This window comes from Paenibacillus prosopidis (assembly GCF_003337375.1).
Taxonomy (GTDB): domain Bacteria; phylum Bacillota; class Bacilli; order Paenibacillales; family Paenibacillaceae; genus Pristimantibacillus; species Pristimantibacillus prosopidis.
In genome coordinates, this window is record NZ_QPJD01000008.1 from 50,931 (window position 1) to 72,566 (window position 21,636).

The window sequence follows — 21,636 nt, forward strand, 5'->3', positions numbered from 1 at the left end:
GAAGAGGAGTAGCCAAATGGGGTTGCTCCTTCTTCATTTTTTGCTGTTGTGCATCTACAGCGACCACCATTTTAAATAAAGGTATGGATCGACTGCATGATAGGCAGGTGTACGTTTGTAAATGCCGAAATGAAGATGGGAGATGAATTTCCCTTCGGTTCCTACGGGACCGTAACCGGTATTGCCGACGTAGCCAATGAGCTGTCCTGCGCTAACTTTGACGCCCTGCTTGATCCCAGCCGCATACTTGGATAAATGCGCATAATAAAATTCGGTCGAGTCATCGACTCTAATCGTAAGCCTCCAACCGCCGTATTCGTTCCATCCGGCTTTAACGATTGTGCCTGCTAGCGCGCTGTATACGGCCGTTCCCTTATTAGCGAAGATGTCGACGCCTTCATGGGCGCGAACCCCCGTGCCGTCCGACGACCAGGTGCGAGAATCGGCATAGGTGTTCGTGAAGGGCGTATAGGAGCCTTTTGCCAGCGGGAATACGCCGTTTAGGTAGGCAGCAGGCTTTTTTGGAATACGGATTTCAAGTCCTGTCCAGATGTTGTTTGGATTTGGGAGTTGGGGGTTGGCAGCAATGAGCTTGGTAAGCGGGACGTTGTAGCGCTGAGCGATTATCCACATCGTGTCGTTCGGCTGGACGGTGGTCACCGTAAACTCAGGCGGGTTAGGTACTTGCAGCGTTTGTCCAATATACAGTGAATTTGAGGTGAGGCTGTTGATCTTCTTCAAGTGATCCGCCGAGGTGCTGAACTTCGTGCCGATCAACCATAGGGTATCGTTCTTCTGCACCGTGTAGGTTGCAGCGGCACCGGTGTCAGGCGATACGGTTAGGAAAGCTAGAATGGCAGTGCTGCAAACGAGCTGTTTCATTCTCTTATTCAAACTACTCAACCTCTCTATGTAAAAATAACCTTCTCTACCATTTTAATAGTGTAAGCGCTTTAAGATAGCGGTAAATATTGGAAACGGGCATCCGCAGCAGAAGCTTTATGTAGAATACGGTGTTTCATATTTTTATATAAAATATGAAAATTGTATCATTTAATAAGGAAACGAATGCATTATAATGTGAATATAGTCTGATTATTAATGAAGAGGTGCCATAACCTATGCGAAAAAAACTTATGTATACGCCGCCGGTAAACGGTTATCCGGAGTGGAACAACAATCCCGAAATCTATCAGCTCAATCGAATGGAAGCGCATGCTTCGCTAATGCCTTTCGATACGGTCGAAGAAGCCTGGGAAGGCAGCCATAGCAAGTCGACCAACTATCATTTATTAAACGGTCAATGGAAGTTTGCGTTCGCTCCGAATGCAGACTCGCGCATTGTCAACTTTTACGAAACGGATTACGATCATAGCCAGTGGGATGAAATAACGGTACCCGCTCATTGGCAACTGCAAGGCTACGATTATCCGCAGTATACGAATGTTAGGTATCCGTGGGACGGCAACGAGGACATTAAGCCGCCATTTGCACCGACCGCCTATAATCCCGTTGGCTCGTACGTGCGCACTTTCACCGTTCCTCAAAGCTGGGAAGGGAAACCGGTTTTCATCAGCTTCCAAGGAGTTGAATCGGCTTTTTATGTTTGGCTTAACGGAGAACTCGTCGGCTACAGCGAGGACACGTTTACGCCTGCTGAGTTTGATCTTACTCCTTATCTGGTTGAGGGTGAGAACAAGCTGGCTGTTGAGGTGTATCGCTGGTGTGACGCAAGCTGGCTGGAGGATCAAGATTTTTGGCGGATGAGCGGAATTTTCCGCGATGTGTACTTATATACGACGCCTGAGGCGCATATTTACGACTTTTTCGTAAAAACAGAGCTTGATGAGCAATACCGCGACGCGGAGCTCGTTATCGATGCCAAGCTCATTAATTACTTTGCTAAGCAGCTTGGGAACATAACGCTGGAAGCCTCCTTGTATGATGCGGATCGCAATGTGGTATTTAAGCAGCCGCTTACGATCAGGACAACCATAGAGGGTGAAGAGATATCACCGGTCCAACTGCGTGCCGACGTTCAGAACCCGTTAAAATGGAGCGCGGAGCAGCCGAATTTGTACACGTTGATTTTATGCTTGAAGAATGAGGACGGCACTCTGCTGGAAGCGGTCAGCTGCAAGGTTGGGTTCCGTAAGTTTGAGATTAAAGACGGGCTTATGCAAATTAACGGCAGACGGATTATGTTTAAAGGCGTGAACCGTCATGAGTTCTCTTGTGACACTGGACGGGCGATCAGCGAGGCGGACATGCGTAAGGACGCCCAGCTGATGAAGCTATATAACATAAATTCCGTTCGTACGTCGCACTATCCGAACAACCCGCTTTGGTATAAGCTTTGCGACGAATATGGTTTGTACGTTATTGATGAAACGAATTTGGAGACGCATGGCTCCTGGTCCTACGGACAAAAGGAGGAGTTGGAAACGGTTCCGGGCAGCAAGCCGGAATGGACGGGCGCGGTGCTCGACCGCTGCAACTCGATGCTGCAGCGCGACAAAAACCATGCCTCCATCGTCATATGGTCGCTTGGCAACGAAGCATTCGGCGGCGACAACTTCATTAAGATGCATGATTTCTTGAGAGAAGCGGATCCTTCACGCGTTGTTCATTATGAAGGGGTCTTCCACTGGCGTGCTTCCGAGGCGGCTTCGGATATTGAAAGCCACATGTATACGAACCCGCAGGGCGTTGAGCAGTATGCGCGAAGCAATCCGCAAAAACCGTTTATCTTATGCGAATACAGCCATGCAATGGGGAATTCATGCGGCGGCTTGCATGTGTACTGGGAAGTATTCGAGAAATATCCAATTCTGCAGGGCGGCTTTATATGGGATTGGATCGATCAGTCGATTCGTGTTACGGACGAGAATGGCGTGGTGAAGATGATGTACGGCGGAGACTTCGGCGAGTCGCCGCATGATGGCAACTTCTGCGGCAACGGCATTATTTTCGCGGATCGTACCGTTTCGCCAAAGCTTCAGGAGGTTAAGAAGGTTTACCAGAACGCGAAGTTCGAGGCGGTCGATTTGCACAGCGGCTTAGTAAAGGTGACCAACCGTCATCTGTTCGAATCGCTGGACAGCTTTACACTTGCGTGGCAGATTGCGGTTGATGGCACAACGGTTCAAGAGGGTACGGTCCATGCGGCAGCAGCGCCGGAAACGGAAGAAACAATAACGGTTCCTTACGCGCTGCCTAAGCTGTCCAACGTGTCTGAAGAGGCCGTGTTGACGCTGCAGCTGCTGCTCAAGGAGCAGACGTTATGGGCAGAAGCAGGTCATGAGATTGCATTTGAGCAGTTTGTATTACCTGCGCCTGTTGAACTAATCATAGGAGGTTCAGAGGCGAAGCCCGCGGTTCGAGTCGAGGAAACTTCTACTGCGCTTTTAGTAAGCGGAGAGCGCTTCACGGTGCAGTTCGACAAAGCGAACGGCAGCCTTGTTTCCTATACATGGAATGGAACGCAGCGGTTATCGGAAGCGCTGGAGCCGAACTTCTGGCGCGCATATACAGACAATGATCGCGGCAACCAGCAGCATGAGCGCTCGGCCACTTGGCGTGAAGCAGGTGCCCGGCGCGAGCTTCGCGGCATGGTGTGGGAAATTGGAACAAGCGATGTGACGGTCCGCGTAGAGTATAGCTTGCCAACTACTGCCGTATCCATGCTTTCGCTCGTATACACCGTTAACGGAAATGGTGAAGTTAACGTATATGAGGAGCTGCTCCCGGGCTCTGGATTGCCGGAAATTCCTGAAGTAGGCATCATGTTCCAAATGCCGGCTCAATTCGATCAAGTAAGCTGGTACGGCAAAGGCCCGGATGAAACATATTGGGACCGTCAGACAGGCGGCAAGCTTGGACGTTACGCAGGTAAAGTAAAGGATCAACTGGTTCCATATATTCGTCCGCAGGAATGCGGCAATAAAATGGACGTCCGTCACGCAGCGGTGACGAATGCGCAGGGTGAAGGCATCGTGCTGAAGGGTCTGCCGAATTTTGAGTTGAATGTACTGCCGTATACGCCGTTTGAGCTGGAAGCGCATGATCATGTCTATAAGCTGCCGGTCAGCAATAAAACGGTCGTTAGAGTGAATCATAAGCAAATGGGTGTAGGCGGGCACGATAGCTGGGGACAGCGTCCGGAGAAGGAATACACGTTATATGCAAACCGCGTGTATTCGCACCGGTTTACGTTCCAAGGGGTTTAATAAAGGGAGAGGCTTGTCTTTCGTCTACTGACGAAAGCAAGCCTCTTTTTTATTTAATGTTTACGCCGCCGAACGGCAGCACCTCACAAAGAATACGCACGCTTGATGAAGACCAAAACCATGAGAGCCCTCTGCTTTTTACTTCCGTATCGATTCATATACGAATTTTTAATGGTTGCATTCTTTTTACGCCGTAACGGCCTGCGTCCTTCTGCTCTTCCGGAAGGAGACAATTGCCGCGCTGAAAGCTATTAGCAATGCAAGGCTCGCGACCCATGGATTATATAAAACCGTCGCATTCAAAGTGACAGCCATGCCTCCTACGCCTGCGCCGGCCGCAAGACCCACCTGCGTCACGGAAATGTTCAGGCTGATGATGAGATTGGACGATTGCGGCGCCTTCTCGATGAAGTAGGTCTGCGTAGCCGGCCCCATAATGAACAAGGATATGATCCACAGCGATAAGAGCGCTATGGCAAGCGGGAATGAATGGATAGCCAGCGGAAGCAGGGCGAGCGTTACGACATGAACGATCATGCTGATGACCATCATCCGAACGCTTCCCCATTTGTCGACAGCGGAGCCGCCAATCCGGGAGCCGATTGCGCCGGCAATTCCGAATGCGAGCATAATGAACCCGATGCCGGAAGCGCTCCGGTGCAGAATCGTGTCTAGAAAAGTAGTTAAATACGTGAACATGACGGAGTTACCGGCTTCTCTAAACAGGACGAGCAGCAATGCGGACAGAATAACCGGATCCGCTAATACGGTGATTTGCCGGCTGAACGGAACGGGAGCGTCTCCTTCGATCTCCGGCAGCATGAGCGCCATGCCGAACAGGATGATGAGGCTTCCTGCGGCCAGGAAGAGGAAGATCATTTGCCAGCTGAACATATCAGTCAGCGCAATTCCGATCGGAACTCCAAGAATCATGGCGCTGCTGAAGCCGAGAATGATTGTGCCGATTGTGCTGCCGATTTTCTCAGGCGGGACCATCTTGGCTGCGGCGCTGAAAGCAGCTACCAGCAGGACGCCGGAGCTTACGCCAAGTATGATTCGGGATGCGACCAGCAGGGTGAAGCTGGAGCTGACGAACGAGACGAAATTTCCGATGATGAAGACAAGCATGGCGAGGAGCAGCAGCTTCTTCCGCCCCATTCGCGCCGTCAGCGACACGACGACCGGAGTTCCAATCGCGAACGCGAGGGAATAGACGGTAATGAGCTGCCCGGCAAGAGCGACGGAGACATGCATCTGGTCGGCTAACACATTCAGTATGCCGGCTACGACTAATTCAGAAGTAGCGGTGAAGAATACGGCTATCGTTAGAATATAAATGACAATTCGGTTCATAGGTAACATCCCTTTCTCTCGTGTATTCCGGCTTCAAAGCTAGCCCTTGAAGCCGTTATGATTTTTTTAGCCTCATGGCCGCGTCCGGCGGATTGCTTAATTGGATTATAACCCTAGTTACTATCTTAAAGTAAGAACGCAAAGTATTTGGACATCATCCATCTATTTGGATTAACTAACTTAAAGTAAGTTAAGTCATAACAAAAAAACCGCTAAGTGATTCATTCACCTAGCGGTTGAAGTTATGCTGCACTGTGCGATTATAAGGTTTTGCCGGCTGATTCGATGGCTTGCACCGGATTGCCCCACTTCTGAACCCATTTGTCCATTTCCTTCAAAGCTGCTTGAAAATCGCTGCCCTTCTCCGTTAGTGAGTATTCAACCGTTACGGGCACAGTTGGAAAGACCTTGCGGAGCACAAGACCGTTTTTCTCCAGGTGGCGGAGCGTATCGGTGAGGGATTGGGTCTTGACGATGGATATGTTCCGCTGAAGCTGATTGAACCGCTGCGGTCCGTTAAGGAGTTCTTCAAGCACGAGGAAAGCCCACTTGGCGCCTAGGATCTGCAGTACTTCGCAAATGCTTGAGCCGGCTTTTTCCTTGCAGTTGTTGTTATCGCTGGCTAGCTCATCCATCGGGATATTCCTCCTTAAAAAGTTAGTTAGACAATAATGTTCAATAATTTCCAATTATCATTTTATGCATCCATTATGATCCTGCTCTTTTGCTCATGTCAATCCAAGAATGATCTCTTGCAAACATTTCAGGCATACTGGTTGAAAAATAGCTTTTAAGCAGATGCTAAGGGAGGGGAACGATGGTGTCTGTTCGTATAAAAAAAAGGAATAACAGCGCTAAGCCGTTATTCCTCTTGCATTATTTTCTTACATACAAGCGGCTCGTTTCTTCCCAAATGCCGCCCGGCTCAAGCGCGACAAGACCGATTTGCTCAGCCGGCAAATTCACGTTTGGCGCATTAACCAAATTAAGCTGCGGCTCTGGACAGAAAAAGCCAGGCGTTGCATTGTTGTTCCAGATCATCCACTGCTTGTAGGCCGTACCAACGTCATAGACAAGCGTTACGTCGTTGCGTGTATCCGTCAGCACCATGGCGTTGCGGCCATTTTGCGGCTCAGTCGTATAATGGTTGTCCATGGCGTCCCAGAAAGGCGAGAGGCCAGTCGTCTTCATGGCTTCCTCTTCGGCTGTGAGCGGCTGGTAGCTGCCTGTCGGCAGCATCCGCTCGTTCAGCTCCCAGCGCTTGCCGGTTGTGAGCGTGAACCGATAATCGTCGGATGTGCTGTTCGGCGCGAACGGCGCGTTGATCGCCGTATGGAAAGCGATCATGCAAGGCATAGCGTCCGTTCCTTCATTATGAACGGACACATGCTGAAGCAGTCCAGCGTCGTTTAACGAATAGCGCAGCTTGATCGTAAAGCGGTGCGGCAAATACTTGTAGATCGGATGGTTTTCATCGATCGAAATTTTGAGCGAAACGTAGCTCTCTGTTTTGTTGCTGCCAAAATCCTCGACGCTCCATGCTGCCGTATGAAAAAAGCCGTGCAGATGGTTGCCAGTCTTAGCTTCATTAACAGGGAACGTATACGTTCTACCGTTCCAAGTGAAAGTGCCGTCCTCGTAACGGTTAGGAGGGAATAGAACAGGGATGCCGTGAATACCCGGATTCGCTCTGAAGCCATCCATCTCGCCCGCCGAAGGCTCGCGTAGAAACGTATAGTTGTTTTCTTTATCGCGGAATGCGATAAGGTTGGCACCTACTGCCTGCAGTACCGCAGCTTCATAAGCGCCCCACTGCAGCCAAACGGCTTGCTCGTCATGGAAAGATTGTTCGAATGCTTGTCCTTGCGTAGACATAAAAATCCTCCTAAAAAGTTATGTAGTGCAGCTTGGTTTGTAAGCCTATTCAACCTAAGAATAGCAGGACGCGGCTAAACAAACAACCGCCCTATTCCATATTTAGTGGAAATAAGGCGGTTCGTTGTTCACTATGGTGTAATACGTAAATCCTTATTCATCGACCGTTGCGAGAAAAGCTGCTGGATCACGTATTGCTTACGGCGATTGACCGAAACCTGCTTCGATTCGGAGATGTCCGATCCGAAGTAAATAGTGCCGCCTGCAATCGTTTTGATTTTGCCAATGTTAATGTAACAGTTGGAGCTAATCTGATAGAAGCTGCTTTCATTCGTGAGTTGCTGAAGCTGTTCGGCAGTCATTCTCTTCTTTATATTATAGTTTCTGCCATGGAAGCTTACGAGTCCTTGCATACCGATCTTGAAGTAGAGCACGTCCGACTCCAGCTCGAAATCCTCATATACGTTCCGTTCGCTCATTACAACATTCACCATCTCATTTTCCCCCTTTAGAAATGTGAACAGCATAATTGTTAGCGCTTACATTGTAACATGTCACAATAGGATTTGTGAAGTCTTTTAAAAAAAAAAGTAATTGTTTGCTGAGGCGGCATATGCTATGGTCACTTTAATGCCAAAAAGAAAGAAGGTTGAGGGTTAATGAACATACCAAATGGACAGCCGCCGTTCAGCGGGATCCTGTATGTAGGATCGTACGGAACTGCGGAAGAGCCAACAATTCACGTATGCACCTTCGACGGGAATACAGGCGAGTTAGCCATTATTCAGCGTGTAGCAGGTCTCGAGAACGCTTCATACTTAACGCTCCATCCTAAGGGGCATCGCTTATATGCGGCAAGTGAAACAGAATTGACGGGCGATGCAGGCGGAGGCTCTGTTGCGGCATTCGAGATCGATGGTGCAACAGGTCTGCTTCATACGACTAGTAACCGTTTGCTTACTCATGGCGCTCATCCTTGCTACATTAGTACGGATAATTCAGGTCAGGCTTTGTTCGCGGCTAATTACACTGGGGGAAACGCAGCTTTACTGCCGCTTACGGCGGAAGGGGAACTGGAGGCCGCTGCATCGGTGCAGCAGCATGCAGGCGAGCTGGGCCCGAATACAGCAAGGCAGGATGCGCCGCACGCTCATTGCATTATACCAATGGGCGATTCTGAATTTGTATGTGCAGCAGATTTAGGAATCGATGCGATCGTCATTTACAGGTACGATGCGGATCGCCGCACTTTAAAGCAGCATGCGAGCTGTAAGGTGCATCGCGGCGCCGGACCGCGGCATCTCATCTTTCACCCGCAGCTGCCGGCAGGTTATGTCATGAATGAGCTTGATTCTACGATTACGTTATTAAAAGTTGATACGGAGCTTGGAAAGCTGACGGCTGCTCAATCGATATCGGCGCTCCCGGCAGCTTTTAAGGGTTATAACGATGCGGCTGACATTCACCTTGCGCCGTCAGGACGTTATTTGTACAGCTCGAACCGAGGTCATAACAGCATTGCTGTATTTTCGGTTGACCAATCGAGCGGTGAATTATCGCTTATACAGCATATGGACTGCGGCGGTGAGTCGCCCCGCAACTTTGCCATTACGCCGGATGGCCGTCATTTGCTCGTCGCTCATCAGAAGACGGGAAACATCGTTGTATTTGACGTCAACGTAGAAAGCGGATTGCTAACGTTAACGGACTCTACCCTCCAACTGTCTAGTCCTGTATGCATTAAATTCGCTAGACCCGTATCGCCAGCATAAGCCTTCATAGGAAATGGTGTATATTCGTAGTGAAAGGCAGGTCCTTTTAAAATGTCAACACAACTTTCGACCGTTGGTACGAAGTCGGAGGCTTTGAAAATTGCAACCGTATACGCTATATTAATCGCCATTAGCTCCGTGCATTTGATGAATGATATGATGCAGTCGGTCGTAACGGCTTTGTTTCCGGTTCTTGTTGATTCGCTGCATCTTAGCTTGGCGCAGATTGGCTGGATTGCTTTTACGCTAAATATGACCTCGTCTGTCATGCAGCCTGTAGTTGGCCTGATTTCGGATAAAAGGCCGGCTCCCTGGATGCTCCCGGTTGGCATGGTTTCCAGTATGCTAGGTATGGCGGGGCTTGCTTTTGCTCCGAATTTCTACTTGGTATTGCTTGCGGTTGTATTCGTTGGACTCGGCTCTGCGGTGTTCCATCCGGAAGGCTCGCGTGTCGTTCACCTCGCTGCCGGCAACCGGCGTGCCTTCTCCCAGTCCATTTATCAAGTCGGGGGTAATTTCGGACATATGCTTGGGCCCCTTATGACAATGGTTATCTTTATTCCCTTTGGCCAGAAAGGCGCAATATGGGGGACGTTGCTGGCGGCTGCTGCGATTATTATCCTGATGAAGGTAGTACCGTGGTATAAGGCGCATCTTGCTATTCATGATGGAAAGCTGCAGCAAAAGAAGGCAGCAGGCCATGCTAAAGTTGTACTTGCGCCAAAAGTCGTTGCATTTGCGCTTGCCATCCTGTTTGCGATCGTATTCGCCCGTTCCTGGTATGCCGCGGCTATAGGTAACTATTATCAGTTTTACGTTGAGGATACGTACGGATTAACTATAAAGGCTGCACAGGTTCCATTGTTTTTATTTTTGGCTGCCGGTGTTGCAGGAACGTTCTTCGGGGGAATCATGGCTGACCGGATCGGACGCAAAAAAATGATGCTCATCTCGATTCTCGGCGCTGCTCCGTTTGCCCTTGTGCTGCCACATCTGCCCCTTGCATGGGTGTATCCATTAATCGTATTGCTTGGTTTTATCCTGCAATCGGGATTTTCGGTGAGCGTAGTATACGCGCAGGAGCTCATGCCGGGGAAGGTCGGAACGGCCTCAGGCCTTATTACAGGTCTTGCTTTCGGTATGGGAGGGCTCGGTGCAGTGGTATTAGGATATATGGCGGATGCATATACACTCGGCTTTGTAATGGTTATGTGCAGTGTTTTGCCGTTGATCGGTTTGCTTGCTATCTTACTGCCGAAAGACCGGCGGGAAGCGGCTTAAGGGAATATCGATTAATACTGGCAGCTTTGAGGATTATTCCTTGAAGCTGTTTTTTGTGCGCTCGTTAAAATTGTATTGTAAAATAACAAACAAAAATATATAATGTCTATAAAATAAGCAAACATATTTTAGAGGTGTTTATATATGGAGTTGAATGAACGTTTTTGGTCGTCATCAATAGACGAGCTGAAGCAAGGTTATGTATATGATGAAGCGGCTAGGATGTATTATTGCCTCATTTGCGGTGAAAGCTTCGAAGAAGGGGAAGTATTCCATTTGGAGAAAGCAGGACGCTGGTACGAAGCACGCAAATATGCGGCTTATCATGTACAGCACGCACACGGCTCAATGTTCGATTGCTTGCTCGAGCTCGATAAGAAAGCGACGGGACTAACCGATTTGCAAAAGGAGCTCATTCGCGGCTTTGCCGATAACCTGTCCGACGGTGAGATGATGCAGCTTACGGGTGTTGGCAGTGCATCGACCATTCGAAACCACCGGTTCGTTCTGAAGGAAAAGGCGAAGCAAGCGAGGCTGATTGTTGCCATTATGGAATTGATGGAGCAAGGCGCTGTCACAGCTCCTCGATTCGTGCCCATTCATCGCACAGCAACGCAGGTGGACGATCGGTATGCGATTACGGAGGATGAGTATGCGAGCCTGATTAAGCAATATTTTCCGAATGGACCGGAAGGTCCCCTTGCTTCCTTCCCGCGCAAAGAAAAACGGAAAATCGCTGTGCTGCGGCATATCTCGTCATATTTTCAAAGCGGAAAGATATACAAGGAGAAGGATGTAAACGAACAGCTAAGCCGGTTTTTGGTGGATGATTATGTGACGCTGCGCCGCTATTTGATTGAGTACGGGTATTTGGACCGCAAAGATGATGGCAGCGAGTATTGGGTAAAGGAGCTGGGAGGGGAAACGGGTGAGTTGGATCGGCCAAAGGAACAGAAGCAGGAGCAGAAGCCGGATCAGCAGGAGAGTAAGGTTGAACGAAAGGGTGGGCACAAAATGGAGAAAGCGCAGCGTAAGCAGCTGACGTCGGAGTATCAGGAACGCGAACGGCTAATGGGTGTATTTCAGATTACAAATAAAGTAAATGGACGAATATATATCGGCGGGTCAACCAATTTGGATGCAGTGTGGGGAAAAGAGCAATTTCTTCTAAATATCGAAGGACATACGAACAAGGATCTGCAGAAGGAATGGAAGGAGTACGGCAGTGAAAATTTTACATTTCTCATCCTGGAGACCGTTAAATTTGACCATCAGGTTCGGTATGATTATAAAGATGTTTTTGCTGCAGAAGGCCGTCAGCCGATCGATATGGTTCGCCAGTATAACCGGGAAGTAGCGGCTCTAAAGGAACAATGGCTGGAGAAGCTGCAGCCTTTCGGGGAGAAGGGCTACCATCGTAGGGATGACGAGGTCAAGGAGTAAAAAGTTTTTGGTACAAAAGATTAGTTAAGGGAGAGTGTGTATTGACATGTCAGCTAAAGCAGTGACAGGAGCGGGAGAAAGCTTGCTCCGCAACAAGTTTTTTCAAACGATTTTGTTATCGAACGTATTGTTACAAATCGGGATTTGGGTGCGCAACTTTGCTATTTTGATGTATGTGACCGACAAGACGAACCAGGATCCGTTTGCCATCAGCTTGATGGGCTTCGTAGAGTTTTTGCCGATTTTCGTATTCTCGTTTATCGGAGGAACGTTCGCAGATCGGTGGAAGCCACGGTTAACGATGATCTGGTGTGACTTTTTATCCGCCATATCCGTATTTGTTGTGCTCATTACGTTAGTTTACGGCTCGTGGCATATGGTTTATCTTGCGACGTTTGTATCGGCGATTTTGTCTCAGTTTTCACAGCCTTCCGCGATGAAGCTGTTCAAGCAGCACATTCCGGCCGAACAACTGCAATCTTCCATGGCGATGTTCCAATCGCTTATTGCTATCTTTATGGTGATTGGGCCTTCGCTGGGCGTTATCTCATACCAAAAGTTCGGTATCGAGATTTCTATTGGCGTGATGGGCGTCGCGTTTCTATTGTCCGCTGTCGTCTTATTTCGTATCCCTCGCGACCGCGAGGTGGAACGGACGGAAGCGATGGTTGAGCGCAGGTTTAAACAGGATCTAAAAGATGGACTCATGTATGTATGGCGTAGTCCGGTGCTGAAGTCGCTTGGCGGAGTGTTCGCGCTTGCCGGAACCGCTGTCGGTATTGCCCAGACGTTAGGCTTGTTTATTGTATTGGAGCGGCTAGGTCAGCCTAAAGAGTTTTTGCAGTATTTAATGATGGTTAACGGGATTGCGATGCTCGTCGGCGGCGGGGCGGTTATGGTCATAGCCAAAAAAGTTTCGCCCCAAAAGCTGCTTGCGCTCGGCATACTGCTCAACTCGTTATGTATGGTCGGGACGGGATTATCGACGAGCGTTCCGCTTACGCTAGGGCTGCAGTTTATGGCCGGACTGGGATTTCCTTTGATCCATATCGGCATTAGCACGATAATTTTGCAATGGTCGGAGGAGTCGTTCGTCGGACGGGTGAACGGCGTGCTGAATCCGATGTTTATGGGGATGATGGTCATTATGACGCTAGTTGCCGGTCAGTTAAAACTCGTTTTCCCATTGGTCGGCATTTATAGCGTCGCCGGATTATTCATGTTCCTAGGCTTGCTGCTGCTCATTCCGTTATTTAAGCATAAGCCGCTTATCGTGCAAAGCGAAGGTTAGATTAGGTTAAGTTAAGTTAGTTAGTGAAATGTTAGCGAAGCACACTGGGGGAGATTGACAGATTGGCCGGTGTGAAGTAACATCATTGTAGTTGAAACGAAGTATAGCGAAGCACGCTTATACCCTCGGTAGAGGGAGGGGCGTGCTTTTTTTGTTGTCTCGGTATGCCTTCGGGGGGAGCGGCATGCTGATGAACAGAGGTGGTTTTTGTCGAAAAAATGCAGATCATGGAAATGGAAAGCATGAAAAAAGAAGGGAAAAGGAGCTGCGGGCAAGAAATGGTATAAAGTTCCTGTGAATATTGAATCAAAGCCATATTGCAGGCTTGATATGCGTAACGAGAAAGAAGCAGGGAGTAGGGAGTAGGGAGCAGAGAGCAGGGAGTCGAGGGATTCGCGTGCAGCAGCATGGCTGAGAATAGCGGGAAATAGAAGGGCACGGCACTGAATAGCAGGGTATGGTGGGGAATGATGGGAAGTGGTTGTTAGTTGCAGGAAATGACGGGGATACGCAGGTAATACTCCTTTTATCATGGATTTCATACAGGGTAGGAGAGGTATCGAGATTTTAGGCTAGGTTATATTGGATTTTGTACAGTAAAAACGCCTGTTTTGATGCTTATTGATTCGGATTGGGAGTTAAATCGAGTTCTTTATTGCAAAAATCCAATATAGCCTCTGTAAAAGTGAATTCAAGTAGAAAGTTACTACAAATATCCAATATAACTACACAAAAATTAAATGGGGAGTGGTTTGATATGAAAAAAATAGTACAAGCATTTATGGTAGCAGCGTTGTTGGTGTCTATGTTGGTAACGACGCAGGTGGCTGTTGGTGCGGCAGCTTTTACGGATACGAAGACACACTGGGCAAAAGCAGAAATTGATGCGGCCGCTGCCCAAGGCTGGATCAAAGGATATACCTCTGCGAGCTTTAAGCCGGATGCGGATATTACTCGTGCGGAGTTCTTGAAATCGCTTGTCGCTGCTATGAAGTATAAGCTCGAGGACACAGATACGCCGTTTGAGGATGATAAAGGTTGGTTTCGTGCATATATTGCGACGGGATTGAAGCAGTCAGTTATTAAGATCGGCGAATACAAGGAACTTACTTTCGAACCGAACCGCAAAATAACTCGCGAAGAAATTGCTCGAATGACTCTTCGCGCCGCTGGAAAAGACAAAGAAGGTGTCGCATTTGGATACCTTGCAGTAGCTAAACAGATAAAGATCATGAGTGGCTACCCCGACGGCACGCTTGGCGGCAACAAAAACGCGACTCGTGCAGAGGCGGTTGTCATGATTACAAATACGCTGAATTATATCAATCTGCCTGTCTCTGTAGCTTATCCTAAGTCGGAAAAAGAATTAAATACTTTGATTCATTCACTGCCGAGTTTTAAAGGCAACACTATGATAAGCCGCGGATCTGTAGGCATCAACTCAAAAGGCACGGATGTATTTGAAGATAATACTATATGGATTGAATATGATAGCTCATTAAAACAGACTTTTATCTTCATCTATGAACCAACAGATGCAAACAAGGCTATAGTTAAAGATCTACTAAAATTTTATTATCCTATTTCTTATGAAAAAGCTTATAGCACTTATATTAAAATTAATGGAATGGACTACAAGAATTCAAATATAACTACAAAGTATGATGGACGCACATTTGAGGGATATAAAGGAAATAGTAATAAGACCGTCGGTATAGTGATCGGGGCGTGAAGAAATTGAGAATTAGGTACAAGAAAAACCTTTTAATTTTTGTATCAGTAATGCTTTTGATCTTATCCATACCCTCATATACGAATGCGGCAACGAATTGCCCTGCTCCAGCTGAGTATAGCGCTCTGGCAAAAGAATATATTGAATTCTATAATATTCCACTAACAGATTCAAAAGGACGGGCATTAAATGAGAAGTTTCTTTTAAACCAATCTAACATAGGTTCAAATGTCATCGTGTACGGTTGTCCATCAGATATAGATCCTGAAACGCAAGATTTAAAAAAAGGACAATATCGCTTCCTCGGATGGGATTATGAGGGGAATTTATATCGTAACTGGATGTTTGAAAGTGACTCTAACGTTACAAAGAGTGTAGCCAAAAACTGGGTTAAAGAACCTTGGAAAACAACGACAGGTAGGGCTAAAAATATTGAACCTACATTGTTATCAAAACATCCTGACGCAATAGCTTGGCTAACGGAAATGAAAGATCCATACGGCTATTCAAAAACCTTCTTAGAGAGCTACAACAAGTTAAAAGGTACTAGTTGGACAGGGGAGACACTACTTGATTATGTCATTATCCAGCAAGCACGAACGAAGTTTTCTCCAGGCGTTGTTCAGATGTGGAACATATGGCAGCCTGACGGATCTTGGTGGTATGAAATTTTCACGATTCCAGCGGAACAACTTGCACCACCACCCGAAAAACCCGATCTTCTCATTATTGATCCGCTAGTTGTTCAAAGCGATGCTTGGGTCGGTGACTCTGTTCCTGTCAAAATAACGACAAAAAACCAAGGCAAAGAAAATAGTGGGCCATTTACCGTAGGTATATTAGGCACAAGTATAAAGTCAGAGGTTATATCTAATGTTCCTCCGGGTGCGATTAAAACTGTAACAATTAATGTAACTTCCTCCACAAGTGGAATCAAAAAATTTACTGCTATGACCGACTTCGGGTTAGCGGTTACCGAATCGAAAGAGGACAACAATACCAAACCTTTTCAGATCGCATTTAACAAAAAAAATGAACCAACTACTCCTGTCGCCATCATAAGTCACCTTGAAGGGGATCATCGGACTAAACCTGCGTTAAATATTAAACCGTTAGACGATCCGAAGCTGGATGATCTCCTTTCTTATTCGCCAGGAAAAGAAGCAATTACAGTACGAGAGTGGAAGTTTAAAACTCCTGCAGGAGTAACGTATAATAAAAAACCTGCTGCCAAGGACTTCTCAGCTGAAGGTGATTATCTTGTAGAATTGCGTGTTACGAATAGTGCAAACAAGGTGTCTGAATGGGCTGAGCTTATCATACATGCTGCTGCTGAACCTTTAGAGCCTCCCCCAACTCCTTCAACCCCCGATCTTAAAGCGGATATAGAATTTCAACCACCTGTCATTGTAGCAGGGGAAACGTCTTCTCTAATCAATCACTCAGACGGTCTAACAGGATACACATGGAAATTCTCAGACAATCTTACACAAGTGCTCCCGAACAATACCAATTTCGAATTTATAAATACGACTTACTTGGATCCTGGTAATTATAGTGCTGAATTTACGGCCACTGACGGAGTAGGATCTAAAAGGGATACAGCTGTTCTCCAAGTAATCGATCCTAAACCAGTAGCTGTTGTAGCTGGTATAACACGTGTTATACAAGGAAGAGACCTTGCGTATCCGCACCATCTTTTAAATTCCTATACGCCTCTAGAGAATAGGGGAGTGACAATTGACTTTAGTAAATCTGAAACTAGATATAAAAAGCTTACGGATGCTTCCTATACGGATGGATGGTTTACGAATGCGCCAGCTGATTTAGGCGAGTATAGTATCGAAGGTAAGGTTTACGATTCAACGGGAAGAGTGAGTGATTGGGGAACTCTCATTTTAGAAGTAATTCCTGACGCACCTCCAACAATTGAAGTGATTGCTCCCGAAGAGGCCTACCGCAACAATGGCTTTATGCTTTACATCGATGCCGAAAGCCCCGATGGAGATATACTAAAGACGCTAATTATCGAGGAACGATATGACCAAGATGGTGATGGCAATTTTGATGAAGAATCTTGGATCAAGTTGTACGAAGGTGATTTTAAAACAACTAATGCTCTAAACTATAACAAAGTCGGAAAAAGACAATATCGAGCTTCAGTAACAGAAGATTACGGTATGCAAGGCAATTCTGGCATAGCTTCTACCGACATTTTAAACTATGCCCCTGAAGTTAACTTTAACGCATTCGGTGTTACCCAGCAGCCAGGGCAGGGAGAAGATAGTGGACCGCCTGTCACAAACTATACATCTTCATCCATCTTCCGTTCTTGGACACTTAAAAAGCCATATATGGGAGGCAGCGGAGATAAGCTAGGCTGGAAAGCGGATACGACAACGATTGCGACAAAGAACGCTGTTATGGCTAACTTTGCAGTAGGTTATCCAAACTCAGGAAACGGACCGAATTCACGGACAAAATTCCAACTGGCTTCTGATATAGTAGGCAAACCAACATGGAAGCTAACAAATGGATCTTTAATTAAAACGGTTTTTGCCGGAAGCCGTCTTTACTCCTATTCTCAGACCTATGCTGCACCTACACGAACGTTTCATTTTACTGAACATAACGCGGTTACTGGTGAAATATTAAGAACGTTCTCAATTGTTACCGATGATGTCTTAACCTTTCTAAATGTGGGACCAGACGAAACGTTTTACTTTTCAGATCGAACTAATTATCCATCCAATCTCGATCTTGTGAAAATTGCAGCTTACGATAAATACGGCGTGCGTAAGGATGAAATTTCATTCTACCGCTCAGCCGGCTCACAAGATGCTATAGGGACGAATATTACCTTTACTGAAATTTCTCCAGACGGTCAATCTATGTATATCGGATATAGACAAGCTTATGGCGTAACTGATACTTGGGGAGATTTTAGTATGGAGCTTCGATTCTACAAATATTCCTTAAAGGATAAGTATCTGGTTTGGGAGGTTTCGGGTGAACGTGAGTACCGTGGTTACTATTCAAATATAAATATGACCTATGGTACTAAAGGTGATGTTTATTTTACATATAATTTTCAAGATCGTTATGCTAACAGTCTGCAAAGTCTCAGAGGGTACATCACTCAAGTTAGAGCTAATGGCGTTAAGAGTACGGTTAACTTAGGAGGTGCGGCAGGATTATCTCATGCTTCCGTTTCCGATGATGGGAATTATGTTTTCGTCAATTATGTACAACTGAGTAATAGTGATGAATATGCGAACGTTTTATTACATGCTATTCAAAGTTCAACCTACAGTGACGGCAGCCCCTACTTTCAAACAGCGTATGCTCGAAGCGTCGTTACTTCTCAAGATGATTGGGGACATGGCTATTCTGAAGTGGCTTTAAACGCTAACCCTTTGATTTTTAGTGATACGAATATTTATAGTCAAGGTAGGGTTGTCAGTTCTTATAATCTTTTTTTTAACCGGTGGGGGAATCAAATTGGCACTTGGGTTAATGCAGGGGCTTCAGCAAACGTAGGGAAAATATTTGCAAACTCAAACAGTGAGATCATTTTTCCTGTATTTAATCCTGTAGGTTTAACGAGTTATAGTGATTTCAATGCGCCAAGAAAAGTTACGGCCACTTTGTATAACGCAACGAAACTTAGTGCTATCACGTCTAGTCCCGAAATTGGATTAACGCCAGTAACTTGGCAGGAGTATGCTGCAGATTATGCAACGCCTATTTTGCCTGATGGATCACTATTTGTTTTTTACGATAGGTATGTCATGCCTTTTGTCTCAGCAAGCGGAACAGGCGGGCTAAAAGGGATTAACGCTGATACCGTTGAAATCTTGAATGACGATTGGGGCGGTTTACTCTACGATGCCGGAAGTATAATGAAAAACTATGCATTGGAGTTTAGCGCAAGTATCAACGATGCTAAAAATGCAAAAATCATAGGTGCAGGCTTCCAAATTCAAAATGAGAAGAATATGTACGCTATGGAGTGGAGCAAAGACACATTATCCTTGTATCGTGTAGTAAATGGTGCTAAAACATTGTTGAAATCAGCGCCTATGACGCGTAATGCTTTTACTACGTACCCGGTCAAAGTAGAGTCTGTAAATGGTATTCAGAGGGTTTATGTCAATCACTCGAAAGTTTTAGAGGTTGCTGACAGTACTTACTTAAAGGGCTCTGCTGGGTTAATGTCACTGGGACAGCCTAATACGGCATTCTCCAATGTGAAGAAAACGAATTACGGCGATACTTTCACGGAAGAGACGTATGAATCCGTACTCGTAAATGATCCAATCTTCTATGACAAGCTATTCAAGGATGTTGAGAACGATCCGATGGGTACAGAAGAATGGAGCTACAGCCATAATCCAAATTTCTTTGAAAATCCGGAAGGGCTGAGTACCTTCAGCGGGAAAACGTTTGGAGCAACCGTAAATGCACTTGAGAAAGCAGGCGTGTACGAGATTACCTTCCGTGCAGAAGACAATCCTGGGTTGTCAGCTTATCGGAAATGGTCAGAGCCGGTAAAGAAATTACTGTATGTGCATCGCAGGCCAGTTGCGCAGCCGGACGTTAGATTTACAGGCAAAGTGTTTGCAGAAGGTGAGTCACTTGACTACGAGACCTACGATACGTCTTATGATCCTGATATTGCGCATTTTTTGTCGGACAAGGTATTCCGAACACGTTGGTCTGATGAATCGGCTTGGACAGCAGGTAAGCGACAGTACTATAACCGTCCAGGTGTAGAGCTGATCGTACAAGAGCAAGTCAGAGATATTCATGGCGCTTGGTCATATTGGGGACAGTACATCGTTTATAAAGACGCATTACCTGCAGTGAACCAAACAAAGCCGGTCATGACGATTACTTATCCAAGCGGTACGACTGCAGCTGCTCCAACTGTGCTTGCCACAGAGCCTGCCATTACATGGACGTATTTTGATGCGGAAAAAGATCCGCAGGACATGTTCCGGTTATCCTTAAATTACGCGAATACGAATGAGCTGGCTCTTTATTTGGAACTTGAAGGGTCGGCAATGAATTACACGATGCTGAAAGGCAGCATTATTCCCGGCCGAGTCGTGAAGGTGCAAGGGCAAGTGTATTCCGCAGGCGTTTGGTCTGATCTAAGTAACATTCGCTTTTTTGTGCTGGATCTGCCGCCGGAGACGCATTTACTAACGTTTAACGGTAATGATGCAGCAAATCCCATATTTACGAATAGAAATCGTCCGCAGCTGCGCACGTTTACCGTCGATCCGGAAAATCATCCGATTGCCGCGATTGATTATGAGGTATTTCAAGGCTCAAACGGGGCAAAAGTAATCGATACGAACTCAGCAACAGCATCAGCAAGCTACACATCTGCGGCGCTGGCTGAAGGGCTTCATTACTGGAGAGCCAGAGCGAATGACAGTTATTTGTGGGGCCCGTATTCGGATAACGGATTTTTCTTTGTTGATACGGTTAAGCCCGCCGATGTGGATGAGAAGCTAGAAATTGAACCGACGGCGGTAACGGTAAAATTCAACGGATTTAGCGATGTTGCGCCATCTTCGGGACACGCAACCCGGACCTTTTATTTGCAGAAGGTGAATGCGAACGGCAGTGTAACCAACATCGATTTGAACGGTGACGGTACGGCCGAATACAGTACGTCGCTAGCGCTTAACCGGCAATCCTATCGGGTTGCCGGATTAATACCCGGTCAAGAGTATCGACTGACGGTTCTGGATTACGACATTGCCGGCAACGAGGGGCATTTTACCTATATCTATTTTGTCACCAACCGGCCGCCAACAGCAGATTTCGATTGGTCGCCAAAGCCGTTGTATGAAGAAGATACGGCGACATTTCTGTCGGATGTAGATGATCCAGATGGTGATACACTTTCGATTAAGTATGAAATAACGAGTCCTGCCGGGGAGAAGAGCAGCTTTTCGTATATGTTGGACGCACCTGATTATCCGCCAAGGGGTCCTATTTTGAGGATGGTCAGGGCGGGGACATGGACTATGCAGATGACGGTTAGCGACGATATTGCGGAACCGGTTATCGTGACAAAGACTGTTCAAGTACTCCCTCTCACCGTTATCGGATATGTGAAGCATACGGAGCTTTGGGACCAGCATCGCAAGGATTTTAATACGAAAAAAAGCGGCAATGCAGATTCACCGCGCGGTTATTCTGTTTTCTGGGCCGGCGAGAAGTTTATGCTGGAGGCGGATACAACGGTAACGGGTACGACTACGAGAGCCGAGCGTGTGGAAGTGCAAATGGATACTTATTCTTCTACTCTAGTCGCGATTAATACAGCTCATACGAAATGGAAGGGCGAGATGTGGGACGCCGATTTTGGGCAGCTGGCGAAGGGGAAGATTACCTTTACGTTTACCGCCTATTACAATAATGGAGCTATCAAAATAGATACCGTAGACGTATCGGTAGATGGCCAAACATTGGAAATCGCCGGCGTTCATCGGGTTCAGTGACAGATTCCACGCAGCATAGATTCTTGGAATGGACCAAGTGTTTGCAAGATGTAAAATTTATTGAGGCAAGTTCATTAAATAATGAGCTCAGCCTCATTATTTTTTTTGTATTAAAAAGATCGTGAAAAAGAGTGAGGCA

The 21,636-nt window shown here is 46.7% G+C and carries 12 protein-coding genes; 7 read left to right on the forward strand and 5 right to left on the reverse strand.

Translation table 11 applies throughout. The features are described 5' to 3' along the window. Positions 1-54: 54 nt before the first annotated feature. Positions 55-894: a M23 family metallopeptidase gene (locus DFP97_RS13880; protein ID WP_114380728.1), complete on the reverse strand. Its 840-nt coding sequence runs from the start codon at positions 892-894 to the stop codon at positions 55-57. A gap of 227 nt (positions 895-1,121) precedes the next feature. Here DFP97_RS13880 and lacZ point away from each other — a divergent pair, with 227 nt between their 5' ends. Continuing rightward, positions 1,122-4,229, forward strand: coding sequence for a beta-galactosidase, LacZ type (gene lacZ, locus DFP97_RS13885; protein WP_114380730.1), 3,108 nt, complete (start codon positions 1,122-1,124; stop codon positions 4,227-4,229). A gap of 186 nt (positions 4,230-4,415) precedes the next feature. Here lacZ and DFP97_RS13890 read toward each other — a convergent pair whose 3' ends face one another. The 4 genes from DFP97_RS13890 to DFP97_RS13905 all read right to left on the reverse strand — a co-directional run bounded on the left by DFP97_RS13890 (position 4,416) and on the right by DFP97_RS13905 (position 7,951). Then, positions 4,416-5,582 carry an MFS transporter gene (locus tag DFP97_RS13890; protein ID WP_114380732.1) on the reverse strand — a complete coding sequence of 389 codons (1,167 nt, stop codon included), beginning with the start codon at positions 5,580-5,582 and terminating at the stop codon, positions 4,416-4,418. Positions 5,583-5,842: 260 nt separating this feature from the next. After that, entirely contained in the window at positions 5,843-6,217 is a 375-nt protein-coding gene (locus tag DFP97_RS13895) for a winged helix-turn-helix transcriptional regulator (protein WP_114380734.1), read from the reverse strand. Positions 6,218-6,458: 241 nt separating this feature from the next. After that, on the reverse strand, positions 6,459-7,457 hold the full coding sequence (locus tag DFP97_RS13900; protein ID WP_114380736.1) for an aldose 1-epimerase: 999 nt from the start codon (positions 7,455-7,457) through the stop codon (positions 6,459-6,461). Positions 7,458-7,588: 131 nt separating this feature from the next. Beyond that, entirely contained in the window at positions 7,589-7,951 is a 363-nt protein-coding gene (locus DFP97_RS13905) for a LytTR family transcriptional regulator DNA-binding domain-containing protein (RefSeq protein WP_114380738.1), read from the reverse strand. Positions 7,952-8,116: 165 nt separating this feature from the next. Between DFP97_RS13905 and DFP97_RS13910 the strand changes: the two genes are divergently transcribed. From DFP97_RS13910 to DFP97_RS13935, 6 genes are all read left to right on the forward strand, one after another. Beyond that, complete coding sequence (locus DFP97_RS13910) at positions 8,117-9,229, forward strand: lactonase family protein (RefSeq protein WP_114380740.1); 1,113 nt, start codon at positions 8,117-8,119, stop codon at positions 9,227-9,229. A 51-nt stretch (positions 9,230-9,280) separates the two neighbouring features. Beyond that, a complete protein-coding gene (locus tag DFP97_RS13915; RefSeq protein WP_114380741.1) occupies positions 9,281-10,510 on the forward strand; it encodes an MFS transporter in 1,230 nt (409 codons plus the stop codon). A gap of 144 nt (positions 10,511-10,654) precedes the next feature. After that, positions 10,655-11,953, forward strand: a complete 1,299-nt coding sequence (locus DFP97_RS32125; protein ID WP_114380743.1) for a DUF2087 domain-containing protein — start codon at positions 10,655-10,657, stop codon at positions 11,951-11,953. Positions 11,954-11,999: 46 nt separating this feature from the next. After that, positions 12,000-13,244 (forward strand): MFS transporter, encoded by a 1,245-nt coding sequence (locus DFP97_RS13925; protein WP_114380745.1) that lies wholly within the window; start codon positions 12,000-12,002, stop codon positions 13,242-13,244. A gap of 757 nt (positions 13,245-14,001) precedes the next feature. Continuing rightward, a complete protein-coding gene (locus DFP97_RS13930; RefSeq protein ID WP_114380746.1) occupies positions 14,002-14,976 on the forward strand; it encodes an S-layer homology domain-containing protein in 975 nt (324 codons plus the stop codon). Positions 14,977-15,026: 50 nt separating this feature from the next. Then, complete coding sequence (locus tag DFP97_RS13935) at positions 15,027-21,497, forward strand: Athe_2463 domain-containing protein (RefSeq protein ID WP_425453526.1); 6,471 nt, start codon at positions 15,027-15,029, stop codon at positions 21,495-21,497. The last annotated feature ends 139 nt before the right edge of the window (positions 21,498-21,636 follow it).

Bases quoted from the DNA above. Each gene is read 5' to 3' on its own strand.
- lacZ (WP_114380730.1), top strand. From the start codon at position 1,122: ATGCGAAAAAAACTTATGTATACGCCGCCGGTAAACGGTTATCCGGAG.
- DFP97_RS13890 (WP_114380732.1), bottom strand. From the start codon at position 5,582: ATGAACCGAATTGTCATTTATATTCTAACGATAGCCGTATTCTTCACC.
- DFP97_RS13895 (WP_114380734.1), bottom strand. From the start codon at position 6,217: ATGGATGAGCTAGCCAGCGATAACAACAACTGCAAGGAAAAAGCCGGC.
- DFP97_RS13900 (WP_114380736.1), bottom strand. From the start codon at position 7,457: ATGTCTACGCAAGGACAAGCATTCGAACAATCTTTCCATGACGAGCAA.
- DFP97_RS13905 (WP_114380738.1), bottom strand. From the start codon at position 7,951: ATGGTGAATGTTGTAATGAGCGAACGGAACGTATATGAGGATTTCGAG.
- DFP97_RS13910 (WP_114380740.1), top strand. From the start codon at position 8,117: ATGAACATACCAAATGGACAGCCGCCGTTCAGCGGGATCCTGTATGTA.
- DFP97_RS13915 (WP_114380741.1), top strand. From the start codon at position 9,281: ATGTCAACACAACTTTCGACCGTTGGTACGAAGTCGGAGGCTTTGAAA.
- DFP97_RS32125 (WP_114380743.1), top strand. From the start codon at position 10,655: ATGGAGTTGAATGAACGTTTTTGGTCGTCATCAATAGACGAGCTGAAG.
- DFP97_RS13925 (WP_114380745.1), top strand. From the start codon at position 12,000: ATGTCAGCTAAAGCAGTGACAGGAGCGGGAGAAAGCTTGCTCCGCAAC.
- DFP97_RS13930 (WP_114380746.1), top strand. From the start codon at position 14,002: ATGAAAAAAATAGTACAAGCATTTATGGTAGCAGCGTTGTTGGTGTCT.
- DFP97_RS13935 (WP_425453526.1), top strand. From the start codon at position 15,027: ATGCTTTTGATCTTATCCATACCCTCATATACGAATGCGGCAACGAAT.